Consider the following 12194-nt stretch of genomic DNA (forward strand, 5'->3'; position numbering starts at 1 on the left):
GCCGAGGAGCGTGTCCCCGATGAAGGCAAACCTGCGGCCCAGCCGCCACCCCGTCGACCAGGTGCTGCCCCCTGGAAAGCTCGCGGTGTACGGCACCCAGCACGTGCTGGCGTTCTACGCCGGAGCGGTGATCGTACCGATCCTGCTCGCCGGCGCGATCGGCCTGAACACCGAGCAGCTGATCCACCTGATCAACGCCGACCTCTTCACCTGCGGGATCGCCTCGATCATCCAGTCCGTCGGCTTCTGGAAGGTCGGCGTCCGGTTGCCGCTGCTCCAGGGCGTCACGTTCACCGCGGTCTCGCCGATGATCGCGATCGGGCTCGCGGCCGGGGGCGGTACCAACGGTCTGCTCGTCATCTACGGCTCCGTCCTGGTCGCCGGCCTGGCCACCTTCTTCATCGCGCCGTACTTCAGCAAGCTGATCCGGTTCTTCCCGCCGGTGGTGACCGGCTCGGTGATCACGATCATCGGCCTGGCGCTGCTGCCGGTCGCGGCCGGGGACGCGGTCGGCGGGGCGGGACCGACGGCGGCACCGACCAGCGGCAAGAACATGGCGTACGCGCTCGGCACGCTGGCGCTGATCGTGCTGATCCAGCGCGTGTTCAAGGGGTTCATGGCGACCATCGCGGTGCTGGTCGGCCTGGTGGCCGGGACGCTGGTCGCCTGGGCGTTCGGTGACGCGCACTTCGGCGCGGTGCACGACGCGGCCTGGGTCGGGGTGACGCAGCCGTTCTACTTCGGCTGGCCGAAGTTCTCGGTCGCGGCGATCATCTCGATGATCGTGGTCATGCTGATCACCGCGGTCGAGACCACCGGTGACGTGTTCGCGACCGGGGAGATCGTCGAGAAGCGGATCGGCCGCGAGGACATCGCCCGGGCGCTGCGCGCCGACGGCCTGGCGACCACGATCGGCGGCGTCTTCAACTCGTTCCCGTACACGTGCTTCGCGGAGAACGTCGGACTGGTCCGGCTGACCCGGATCCGCAGCCGCTGGGTGGTCGCCACCGCCGGGGCGATCATGATCCTGATCGGGCTGCTGCCGAAGGCCGGCGCGATCGTGGCCGGCGTACCGCATCCGGTGCTCGGCGGCGCGGCGCTGGCGATGTTCGCGACGGTCGCCGTGGTCGGGTTCCAGACGCTCGCCAAGGTCGACTTCCACGACCACCGCAACGTGGTGATCGTCGCGACCAGCGTCGGGCTGGCGATGTACGTCACCGCGCAGCCGCAGGTGGCGCAGGCGGTGCCGCACTGGGCCCAGATCATCTTCGGCAGCGGCATCACGCTCGGCAGCCTGACCGCGATCTTCCTGAACATCCTGTTCCACCACGTCGGCAAGAACTTCGGCCCGGCGGTCGCGGGGCAGCCCGGCGACACGGTCCGGCTGGACCAGGTGAACAAGATGACGCAGGCCGAGTTCGTCGAGACCTTCGGCGGCCTGTTCCAGGGCCCGCGCTGGGCGGTCGAGCGGGCGTGGGAGATGCGGCCGTACGCCGATACGCATGCGCTGCGGCGGTCGTTCCAGGAGGCGTTGTTCTCCGGCTCGAAGGACGAGCAGGTCGAGCTGATCCAGGCGTACCCGCAGCTCGGGTCGCAGTTCGTCGCCGACGGGCTGAGCGGCGAGGCGTCGCTGCGGGACCAGTCCGACAAGGGGCTGACGTTCCTCGGCGATCCCGAGCGGGACGAGCTGACCGCGATCACGTCGGCGTACGAGGAACGCTTCGGGTTCCCGCTGGTGATCTCGGTGCGGGACGCCGAGTCGTACGAACGGATCGTCGAGCAGGGCCGCGAACGGCTCGGGAACTGCGAGAACCAGGAGCACGCGGCCGCCCTGCTCGAGATCGCGAAGATCGCCGGCTACCGGTTCGACGATTTCGTGTCCGACGCCAACCCGATCCACTCCGCGCGTACCCGATGGAGCAGCAACCGATGACCATGCAAGCCCTGCGCACACCCGCTCTGACCGTGAACGGCGACGTCACCCCGATCGGTGACGTCTCCGTCCACACCACCGTCCTCGACTGGCTCCGCAACCGGGGTCTGACCGGCGCCAAGGAGGGATGTGCCGAAGGCGAGTGCGGCGCCTGCTCGGTGCTGGTCGCCCGCCCCGGCACATCGTCGGCGACCGAGTGGACAGCCGTGAACGCCTGCCTGCTGCCGGTCGCCTCGCTGGACGGCCAGGAGCTCATCACCTCTGAAGGTCTGGGGTCGGCCGCCGAGTTGCACCCGGTGCAGAAGGAGATGGCCGTCCGCGGCGGATCCCAATGCGGCTACTGCACCCCCGGCTTCATCTGCAGCATGGCAGCCGAGTACTACCGCCCGGGTCGCGCCGCATCCGCGGCAGATGAACAAGCCGCCTCCTCCGTTCCCGCCGGCGCAGCCGGCGCTCCGGATCACGAGCACGGGCCCAACGGGTTCGACCTTCATGCTCTGAGCGGGAACTTGTGCCGTTGCACGGGGTATCGGCCTATTCGGGATGCTGCATATGCGTTGGACCAGCCGGCGGAGGACGACGCGTTCGCCGTACGCCGCGACTCGCCGCCCCCGGCTCCGGCGGCGACCGGGATGGTCTCGCCCGAGGGCGAGTTCCTCCGGCCGCCCACGCTGGAAGCTGCCTTGACGGTTCTGGGTGAGCGGGACGACGCGGTGGTAGTCGCCGGCTCGACCGACCTCGGCGTCCAGGTGAACATCTTCGGGTCACGCCCGCCGTTGACCATCGCGATCGACCGGCTCGAAGAACTCCGTGAGTTTAGCTTCGGGTCCGACGAGGTGCGACTGGGCGCCGCGCTGACGTTGACGGAGATCGAGCGTCGGTTGAACGGACGGGTGCCGTTGCTCGCGCAACTGTTTCCGCAGTTCGCCTCGCGGTTGATCCGGAACGGCGCGACGATCGGCGGGAACCTCGGGACCGGATCACCGATCGGAGACACACCTCCCGCGCTCCTGGCACTGGACGCCAAGCTCGTTCTCGCCTCCGGCCGCGGCGAGCGGCTGGTGCCGTTGGCCGACTACTTCACCGGATACCGCCAGACGGTGAAGGCGCCGGACGAGCTGATCAAGTCGATCGTGATTCCGTTGCCGTTGGCACCGATTACCGCGTTCCACAAGATCGCGAAGCGGCGCTTCGACGACATCTCCAGTGTCGCGATCGGGTACGCCGTCGACGTCGTGGACGGTGTTGTACGGGACGCGAAGATCGGCCTCGGCGGTGTCGCCGCCACCCCGCTGCGAGCCGGTGCGACCGAAGCCGCGCTGATCGGCCGGCCATGGAACGAGACGACCGTACGGACCGCCGCCGCGGTGCTGGCCGGTGAGGGTACGCCGATGGACGACCACCGCGCGAGTTCGTCGTACCGCTCCGCGATGCTCGGCCAGTCGTTACTGCGCTTCTACTTCCAGGAGGTCGGAGCATGAGCTCGCTGTCGGAACGGCCGGCCGCCGCGGTTGTCGGCGTACCGCTGCCGCATGAGAGCGCCGCACTGCACGTGACCGGAACCGCCTTGTACACAGACGATCTGGTGATGCGTACTCGCGACGTACTGCACGCATGGCCGGTGCAGTCGCCGCACGCGCACGCACGCATCACCGCGCTCCGGGTGAAGCCGGCGTACGACGTGCCCGGGGTTGTCCGGGTGCTGACCGGGGACGACGTACCAGGGGTCAACGACGCGGGCGTGAAGCACGACGAGCCGCTGTTCCCGGACGAGGTGATGTTCAACGGGCATGCAGTGTGCTGGGTACTCGCGGAGACGTTGGAGGCCGCGCGGCTCGGAGCGGCGGCCGTGGAGGTCGAGTACGAGCCGCTGCCGTCGCTGGTGACCGTCCGCGAGGCGATCGCGGCCGGGAGTTTCCAGGGCATCGGGCGGCACCTGGAGCGCGGCGACGTCACCGACGCGCTCGGCAAGGCTGCCTACGTATTCAACGGCGAGTTCGAGTTCGCGGGCCAGGAGCACTTCTACCTGGAGACGCACGCGGCGTTGGCCCAGGTCGACGAGTACGGGCAGATCTTCGTGCAGTCGAGTACGCAGCACCCGTCCGAGACGCAGGAGATCGTCGCGCATGTGCTCGGGCTGGCCAGTCACTCGGTGACGGTGCAGTGCCTGCGGATGGGCGGCGGGTTCGGCGGCAAGGAGATGCAGCCGCACGGGTTCGCGGCGATCGCGGCGCTCGGTGCCACGCTGACCGGGCGGCCGGTGCGGTTGCGGCTGAACCGGACGCAGGACCTGACGATGTCGGGCAAGCGGCACGGGTTCCACAGCCGCTGGACGGTGGGCTTCTCGTCCGACGGCCGGTTGCTGGCGTTGGACGCGACGATCACCGCGGACGGCGGATGGAGCCTCGACCTCTCCGAGCCGGTGCTGGCGCGGGCGATGTGCCACATCGACAACGCGTACGAGATCCCGCACGTTCGCGTCGACGGGCAGATCGCGAAGACCAACAAGACGTCGCAGACCGCGTTCCGCGGATTCGGCGGGCCGCAGGGGATGCTCGTGATCGAGGACATCCTCGGACGGTGCGCGCCGCTGCTCGGGTACGACGCCTTGGAGCTGCGCCGGCGGAACTTCTACCAGCCGGGCGACTCCACGCCGTACGGCCAGCCGGTGCGGCACGCGGATCGGCTGGAGTCCTGCTGGTCGCAGGTGCTCGCTGCCGGGGACGTGGAGCGACGGGCTGCCGACATTGCCGAGTTCAACGCTGCGCATTCGCAGGTGAAGCGTGCGTTGGCGATGACGCCGGTGAAGTTCGGGATCTCGTTCAACCTGACCGCGTTCAACCAGGCGGGTGCGCTGGTGCACGTCTACAAGGACGGGTCGGTGCTGATCAACCACGGCGGCACCGAGATGGGGCAGGGCCTGCACACGAAGATGCTGCAGGTCGCGGCGACCACCCTCGGCGTACCGCTGTCCCGGGTGCGACTGGCTCCGACACGGACCGACAAGGTGCCGAACACGTCCGCGACCGCCGCCTCTTCGGGTGCTGATCTGAACGGCGCGGCGATCAAGAACGCGTGCGAGCAGATCCGCGAGCGGCTGGCGCAGGTCGCCGGCGGGAAGCTCGGGATCAGTCCTCTGGATGTGCGCTTCGCCGACGGCGTCGTCCGCGGGCTGTCCGGCGACGGCGTGGACTGGAACGAGCTGGTCAATCTCGCGTATCACCAGCGGGTGCAACTGTGGGCGGCCGGGTTCTACCGGACCGAAGGGCTGCACTGGGACGCGAACGCGATGCGTGGCGAGCCGTTCAAGTACTTCGCGTACGGCGTGGCCGCGGCGGAGGTCGAGGTCGACGGGTTCACCGGTTCGTACACGCTGCGGCGCGTCGACATCGTCCACGACGTCGGCGACAGCCTCAGCCCGCTGATCGACATCGGCCAGATCGAGGGCGGGTTCGTGCAGGGCGCCGGGTGGTTGACGCTGGAGGACCTCCGCTGGGACACGAAGACCGGCCGGCTGTCCACGCAGGCCGCCAGCACCTACAAGCTCCCGAGCTTCTCGGAGATGCCGGAGGTCTTCAACGTGACGCTGCTGGAGAAGGCGCACGAGGAAGGTGTCGTCTACGGCTCGAAGGCAGTAGGCGAACCGCCGCTGATGCTGGCCTTCTCCGTCCGCGAGGCGCTACGCCAGGCAGCCGCTGCCTTCGGCCCACCTGGCACCAGCGTCGACCTCGCCTCCCCCGCAACACCGGAAGCGGTCTACTGGGCGCTCGATCGGGCCCGCGGAGGTGCCTCATGGAGTGGGTGAAGGCTGTGCAACGGCTCCGGGCTCGGCGTCAGGCCGGGGTGCTGGTGACCGTGCTGTCTGTTCGTGGACATGCGCCCCGCGAGGCCGGGGCGAAGATGGTTGTTGCCGTGGACCACGTCTGGGGGACGGTCGGCGGCGGCAATCTGGAGGCGCTGGGGGTCGAGCGCTCCCGGGAGATGATCGCCGGCGGGGCGGCTGCTCCTGAGGTATTGACCGCGGCGTTGTCGGACAAAGCGCCGTACCAGCACGGGGTTCAGTGTTGTGGTGGTGAGGTGAGGTTGCTGCTGGAGCCGTTGCCTGTGGTGCCGTCGGTGGCGATCTTCGGGGTCGGGCATGTGGGCCTCGAGCTGGCGCGGATCCTCGCGCGGCACGACATCGAGCTGCACCTCGTCGACTCGCGCGCGGACCAGCTGACGGGCGAGCGGCTCGGCGTACTGGACGATGCGGTCGCGCAGGTCCATGTGCACAACGTGCCGGTGCTTCCCGAGCTGGTCGTCGGTGAGCTGCCGCCCGGTACACATGTCGTGATCATGACGCACGACCACGCCGAGGACGCCGCGCTCTGCGACGCCGCGATCCGGAACGACCAGCTCGCCACCATCGGGTTGATCGGGTCGAGCGCGAAGTGGACCCGGTTCCAGCGCAAGCTCGCCGACGACGGCAACCCGGCCGAGGCGATCGCGCGGATCACCACCCCGATCGGCATCCCGAGCATCATCGGCAAGCAGCCGGCCGTGATCGCCGTCAGCGTCGCCGCCTGGCTCCTCGAACGCTTCACCGAACAAACAGCCGGGGCGTCGTCCGCCGCGGCGCAGTCCGCCGCGCGGCTTCCCGTGTCGGCTCGATCTGCCGAGCGTCGCCCCGCCTCGGCTCAGCGTAAGGCACAAGCATGACTCTCTACCGTGGCACGTTCATCGACACCCCGGAGAGCCCGTTCGCGGGCGCCGGGCTGCGGGTCGACAGCGACGCCGGCCTGCTCGTCGAGGACGGCCTGATCGTTGCCCGCGGCCCGTACCTGCAGATCCGCGAGGCACACCCCGCCGAGCAGGTCGTGGACCTCCGCGACGGCGTCGTGCTCCCCGGGTTCGTCGACACCCACGTGCACTTCCCGCAGATCCGCGCGGTCGGCGGCCTCGGCCTGCCGCTGCTCGAGTGGCTGGACCGATACGCGCTCCCGGAAGAGGCGCGGATGGCCGACGTGTCCTACGCGACCGGCGTCGCGCAGGAGTTCGTCCGCGGACTGGCAGCGGCCGGTACGACGTCCGCGCTCGTCTTCGGGGCGCATTACGCCGACGCCGTCGACGCACTCTTCAACGCCGCGTCCGAGGTCGGCCTGCGGGTGACGAGTGGCCTCGTCCTGAGCGACAGGCTGCTGCGGCCGGAGCTGCTCACCACCCCGGTCCGCGCGTACGCCGAATCGCTCGCGCTCGCGAACCGCTGGCACAACGTCGGCAGGAACCGGTACGCCGTCACGCCGCGCTTCTCGTTGTCCTGCACCGACGACCTGCTCGCCACCTGCCGCGACCTCATGGACGCGATCCCCGGCGCGCTGTTCACCTCGCACGTGAACGAGAACGAGGCCGAGATCGCGACAGTCGCCGACCTGTTCGGCGGCAGCGACTACGTGACGACGTACGACCGGCACGGGCTGGTGGACCGGCGTACCGTGCTCGCCCACAACGTGCACCCGACGGACGTCGAGCTCAAGACCCTCGCGACCAGCGGCGCCACCGTCGCCCATTGCCCCACAAGCAACGCCGCACTCGGCAGCGGACTGTTCCCGCTGACGCGCCACCTGCAGTACGGCGTACGCGTCGCGCTCGGGTCGGACGTCGGCGCCGGCACCGGCTTCTCCCTCCTCAAGGAAGGCCTGCAGGCGTACTTCTGCCAGCAACTCCTCGGCGACCAGGGCCGCCCGCTCACGGCCGCCCACCTCCTCTACCTCGCCACCACCGCCGGCGCCGAGGCCCTCGACCTCCCGCGGGTAGGCCACCTCTCGGTCGGCCAGTACTTCGACGCCCAACTCCTCCGCCCCGCCGAAGGCTCCCCCCTCTCGGTAGCCATCACCCACGCCGAAGACACGGACGAGGCCCTAGCCCGAATCTTCACCCTCGGCACCCCCGCCGACATCCAAGCCGTCTGGCTCAACGGCGACCTGCTCCACTGAGCACCCCCGCCGGGGTCGCGCGACACGCTATTGCTTGTCGTGCGACCCCGGCGTATGTCTCGCGATCCCCCGCCAGATCCGCGCGGCCGTCTCGTGCGGACGGTTCAGATCCGCCCAGCCGAAGCGGAGTACGCCGTCCCCCCGCTCGCGCAGGCGGCCCTCGCGCCACTTCTCCGCGACCACCGCGCCCGGGCCGTCGGCGTACTTCAGGGCGCCGTCGAACTCGATCACCAGCACGCCCGCGACCAGGAAGTCGACGCGCGCGATCTGCCGGCCGTGGTCGTCCCGGATCTCGACCTGAAGCTCCGGTGCGGGGAGTCCGTGGTTCGCCATCAGGACGCGGAAGCGGGACTCCCCGACCGACTCGCTCCGGCCGTCGGCGAACTGTGCGGCGGCGCGTGCGTCCGGGCGTGAACCACCCGCCACGGGCGGCCGCGACGACTTCCAGTCTCCTGTTCATGCCCAAGAAGGTGCAGGCGTTCAGCTCCCACCCGGACAGGCAGATCGCAGTTGTGGACGACCCCGGCGGTTGTCGTTGTCAGCGCAGAAGCGCGGCCTGGGTGCGGGCGACCTCGGCAGCCAGAGTGTGCGAGTCGGCGGTTTGGAGTACGGCGTGTTCGACGACGGGGTGGCCGTTCGCGAGGAGGAGTGCGAGGGGTGGGGGTGTGGAGAGGATGAGGGCCGTGATCGGGTCGGGGATGCCGGCGTGGGGGAGGCCGGTGAGGTCCCAGAGGGCCAGGTCGGCCTGTTTGCCGGGTTCGAGCGAGCCGATGTCGTCGCTGCGGCCGAGGATGCGGGCACCGTCGAGGGTGGCCATCTCGAGGGCGGCGCGGACCGTCAGCGCCTGGGGGCCGCCGCGGGCTCGGGCGAACAACAGCGCGTGGCGGAGTTCCTCGACGAGGCTGCCGGATTCGTTGCTGGCGGCACCGTCCACGCCGAGGCCGACGGGGGATCCGGCGGCGCGGAGATCAGCGGTACGGGCGATACCGGCGCCGAGGCGGGCGTTCGAGCTGGGGCAGTGCGCGACGCCCGTGCCGGTACCGCCGAGGTGCTTGATCTCCGCGTCGTCGAAGTGGATCCCGTGCGCGAACCACACGTCCGGCCCGGTCCACCCGAGGCGGTCGGCGTACTCGAGCGGCGTGCACCCGTACGTCTCCCGGCACCACGACGTCTCGTCCGTCGTCTCCGCGAGATGCGTGTGCAGCCGTACGCCGCGACGCCGGGCGAGCTCGGCCGATTCGCGCATCAGCTCGCCGCTCACGCTGAACGGCGAGCACGGCGCCACCACGATCTGCAGCATCGAGTCGGATGCCGGGTCGTGCCAACGGTCGATGGCGTCCTCGGTCGCGATCAGGATCGCGTCCCGGTCCTCGACCACCGAATCCGGCGGCAGCCCGCCGTCCTTCTGACCGCGGTCCATCGACCCGCGCGCGGGATGGAAGCGCAGCCCGATCTCGCGGGCCGCCTCGATCTCGGCCGCGAGCAGATCCCCACCCGGGAAGACGTAGTGGTGGTCGGCGACCGTCGTACACCCGGTGAGCGCCAGTTGGGCGAGCGCGGCCCGGGCCGCGACGTTCACGGTGTCCGGGGTGATCCGCGCCCAGACCGGGTAGAGCGTTGTCAGCCATTCGAAGAGCGTCGCGTCGGCAGCGAGCCCGCGCGTCACCCACTGGTACAGATGCTGGTGCGTGTTCACGAACCCCGGCGTCACCAGGCAGCCGCGCCCGTCGACCACCCGGGCATCGTCGTACGTCGGAGCGGGCCCGGGCCCGACCGCCACCAGGCGATTGCCCTCGGCAACCACGTGGCCGGTGAACTCGCGCCGGGCCGGATCGAGGGTCGCCACGTAGGCGCCCTCGATCACGATCCGGGACATCAGCAGAAGCCGGCCATGTTGACCCAGGCACTGCCCGAGTCGCCGGCGTCGTCGCGGGTCACCGTGGCCTCGATCAGGCCGTACGGGCGGTCCGCGGCGATGAAGACCTCGCCCGGGTTCTCGACCCCGAACGGCGACAGGTCGACCAGGAAGTGGTGCTTGTTCGGCGCCGAGAACTTGATCTCGGCAACTTCCGGATGCTCTTCGAGTACGGCGGAACCCATGCCGTACAAGGTCTGCTGCAACGCGAGGCTGTGGATCGTGGCGAAGCGCGACAGCAGCAGCGCCTTGACCGCGTCGTACGACTTGTCCCAGTCGACTTCCGTGTGGTCGTACCGCCAGCGCGCCACCAGCGAGGTCGCGAGGATCCGGTCGTCCGTCTCCTGCAGCGTCGTGTACTCGTCCTTCAGGAACCCGTGGAACTCGGACCCGGTGGACTTCAGGACGATCAGGTCGCTGATCCCGGAGACCACGTACGCCTTCCGGTCCGCGCCGCGGCCGTCGATGTTGACGACCGTGTTCCGGACGCCGGCGCCGCTCCGGACGAACGAGTGGTCGTGCTCCTGACCGTCGACGAGGATCCGCTCCCAGGAGTACTCCTCGACCGCGATCCGGGCGCCGGACGCGGCCGGCGACGCCTCCAGGAACCGGTCGCCGAGGGTCAGCGCGTAGTCCTCGATCGCGCCGATGCCCTTCTCCTTGGCGAACGCGAAGGCGGTGTTCTTCTGCGTGTCGGTCGGCAGTACGCCGGCCTGGTCGCCGGTGGTGTGCGCGGCCTCGAAGTCGCCGCGGAGCGCGGTCGACACGTTCAGGTCGCGGATCTGGTGGCGGGGCGTGTCACGGTAGATGCGGACGACGCGGTTCTCGGCTTTGCCGTACTGGTTGGCTCCCAGGTGGATGGCCATCTGAGATCAGCTCCCTCGGTAGGTGGAAAACGCGAACGGGCTGAGCAGCAACGGGACGTGGTAGTGCCGCTCGTCGGCGACCGTGAAGGTCACGGAGACCTCGGGAAAGAAGATGTCCTGGCCGGTGGATTCCGCGTACGTCGTGACGTCGAACCGCAGCCGGTACGTCCCGCGCTCGAGCTTCGGCGCGAGCTCGCCGATCCTGCCGTCGGCGTCCGTCGTACCCGACGCTTCGGGAACGTCACCGCGATACAGCTGCACCGGAACGCCGGCAGCCGGTCGGCCCAGTGCGGTGTCCAGTACGTGCGTGGACAAGGAGCTCATGCCGTCACCACCTTGCTCAACCGGAGCAGCGCGATCTTCCGCAGCTCCTCGTGGACAACTGCCGCCTCGGTCGCGTCGTCGTGCGTGAGCCGGGTCCGCAGGCTGCTCAGCATCTGCGCCGCCGACAGTCCGGTGGCGCAGATCAGGAACACCCGGCCGAACCGGTCCTCGTACTGACGGTTGCCCTCGGCAAGCTCTTGGCGGACGCCGGCGTCGTCGCCGACCCCGGACTGCTCGGACCGCGACCAGGCCGCCTCGGTACTCGCGCCCTGCGGCCGGTCGCCGATCCGCGGGTGCGCCTGCAGGGCCCGGTCGACCTCGTCGTCGTCGAGCTCCCGCAGTACCTGGTCGGCGACCGCGGTCAGTGCGGCGACCTCGCCGTACGGCCGCTTGGCGAGGATCGCGTCGACCCACCGCGGTACGTCGCAGCAGGCCGCCAGCGCCGGCCGCACGCGGTCGGCCGGAGCGGAGTTGAACTCCTCCAGGTTCACGATCACACCTTCTCGAATCCCGAAATCAACTTTCCGTATGACGAGAGCGTGACATCCGCCGGGCCCGCCGTCAACAGTTTGTTGAATTTCAGCGGGAGCGGTTCAGGTAGTTGTAGACGGTGAAGCGGGTGACGCCGAGCGCCTCGGCCACGATCTCCGCCGACTTCCGGTACTCGAAGGCACCGCGCGACTCCAGCAGCAGCACCGCCTGCTGCTTGTCGTGCCGCGACAGGTCGCGCAGCGGACCGCCGAGCTCTGCCGCGACGTCTGCCAGCAAGCTCTGCACGCCACCCTCCGAAGCCTTCGAAGAGGGCAGGCGTACGGCGACCACCGGCTCCCCCTCCCACTTCAGTGGGATGTCGTCGTCGCGGGCGTCCGCCGGCGCGATCAGCTCGGCGTTCAGCCGCTCGACCAGCGGGGTGATCGCCTCGACGAGCGGGTGCTGGTCAGCCATCGCGCCGTACCTGCAGGGTCACCTGGCTCGCGCCGCCGGCGAACGCCGCCTCGAGGACCTTCGGCAGCGCGGGCAGCAGCAGGTGCTGCTCGCCGCTCACCTGCGTCCCGAGCGGACCGAACTCGCAGTCGAGCCCGGCCGCCTCCGCCGCCCGCAGCGCCTCGGTGGCGTGCGCGGGCGGCGCCCCCTCCACGTCGAAGGGTTCCGTGGTGAACTCCGCTACAAGTCGCATGACGCGA

12 protein-coding genes are annotated in these 12194 nt (G+C 69.8%); 5 read left to right on the forward strand and 7 right to left on the reverse strand.

Going from position 1 to position 12194, the window contains the following annotated elements:
* Positions 1–19: 19 nt before the first annotated feature.
* The 5 genes from uraD (AB0M51_RS29990) to guaD are packed head-to-tail and all read left to right on the forward strand — an operon-like array spanning position 20 to position 7905.
* Positions 20–1933, forward strand: a complete 1914-nt coding sequence (uraD, locus tag AB0M51_RS29990; RefSeq protein ID WP_344189063.1) for a 2-oxo-4-hydroxy-4-carboxy-5-ureidoimidazoline decarboxylase — start codon at positions 20–22, stop codon at positions 1931–1933.
* Positions 1930–3414 (forward strand): FAD binding domain-containing protein, encoded by a 1485-nt coding sequence (locus tag AB0M51_RS29995; protein WP_344189061.1) that lies wholly within the window; start codon positions 1930–1932, stop codon positions 3412–3414. The genes uraD (AB0M51_RS29990) and AB0M51_RS29995 overlap by 4 nt, the downstream gene beginning before the upstream one ends.
* On the forward strand, positions 3411–5738 hold the full coding sequence (gene xdhB, locus AB0M51_RS30000; RefSeq protein WP_344189059.1) for a xanthine dehydrogenase molybdopterin binding subunit: 2328 nt from the start codon (positions 3411–3413) through the stop codon (positions 5736–5738). Before AB0M51_RS29995 ends, xdhB begins: the two co-directional genes overlap by 4 nt.
* On the forward strand, positions 5726–6631 hold the full coding sequence (gene xdhC, locus AB0M51_RS30005) for a xanthine dehydrogenase accessory protein XdhC (protein WP_344189057.1): 906 nt from the start codon (positions 5726–5728) through the stop codon (positions 6629–6631). The genes xdhB and xdhC overlap by 13 nt, the downstream gene beginning before the upstream one ends.
* A complete protein-coding gene (gene guaD, locus AB0M51_RS30010; protein WP_344189055.1) occupies positions 6628–7905 on the forward strand; it encodes a guanine deaminase in 1278 nt (425 codons plus the stop codon). The genes xdhC and guaD overlap by 4 nt, the downstream gene beginning before the upstream one ends.
* 27 nt (positions 7906–7932) lie before the next feature.
* On the opposite strand, the gene AB0M51_RS30015 is transcribed toward guaD, so the two are convergent.
* The 7 genes from AB0M51_RS30015 to AB0M51_RS30045 all read right to left on the reverse strand — a co-directional run bounded on the left by AB0M51_RS30015 (position 7933) and on the right by AB0M51_RS30045 (position 12187).
* Positions 7933–8331, reverse strand: coding sequence for a hypothetical protein (locus AB0M51_RS30015; protein WP_363751438.1), 399 nt, complete (start codon positions 8329–8331; stop codon positions 7933–7935).
* 112 nt (positions 8332–8443) lie between these two features.
* Entirely contained in the window at positions 8444–9781 is a 1338-nt protein-coding gene (locus AB0M51_RS30020; RefSeq protein WP_344189053.1) for an 8-oxoguanine deaminase, read from the reverse strand.
* Positions 9781–10686: a factor-independent urate hydroxylase gene (pucL, locus tag AB0M51_RS30025; RefSeq protein WP_344189051.1), complete on the reverse strand. Its 906-nt coding sequence runs from the start codon at positions 10684–10686 to the stop codon at positions 9781–9783. The genes AB0M51_RS30020 and pucL overlap by 1 nt, the downstream gene beginning before the upstream one ends.
* Positions 10687–10692: 6 nt before the next feature.
* On the reverse strand, positions 10693–11010 hold the full coding sequence (gene uraH / locus AB0M51_RS30030) for a hydroxyisourate hydrolase (RefSeq protein WP_344189048.1): 318 nt from the start codon (positions 11008–11010) through the stop codon (positions 10693–10695).
* Positions 11007–11501, reverse strand: coding sequence for a 2-oxo-4-hydroxy-4-carboxy-5-ureidoimidazoline decarboxylase (uraD, locus tag AB0M51_RS30035; RefSeq protein WP_344189046.1), 495 nt, complete (start codon positions 11499–11501; stop codon positions 11007–11009). Before uraD (AB0M51_RS30035) ends, uraH begins: the two co-directional genes overlap by 4 nt.
* 88 nt (positions 11502–11589) lie before the next feature.
* Positions 11590–11955 (reverse strand): helix-turn-helix domain-containing protein, encoded by a 366-nt coding sequence (locus AB0M51_RS30040; RefSeq protein WP_344189044.1) that lies wholly within the window; start codon positions 11953–11955, stop codon positions 11590–11592.
* Entirely contained in the window at positions 11948–12187 is a 240-nt protein-coding gene (locus tag AB0M51_RS30045) for a thiamine-binding protein (RefSeq protein WP_344189042.1), read from the reverse strand. The genes AB0M51_RS30040 and AB0M51_RS30045 overlap by 8 nt, the downstream gene beginning before the upstream one ends.
* Between the last annotated feature and the right edge of the window lie 7 nt (positions 12188–12194).

Source organism: Kribbella sp. NPDC051137, from assembly GCF_040682535.1.
GTDB classification, from domain to species: domain Bacteria; phylum Actinomycetota; class Actinomycetes; order Propionibacteriales; family Kribbellaceae; genus Kribbella; species Kribbella karoonensis.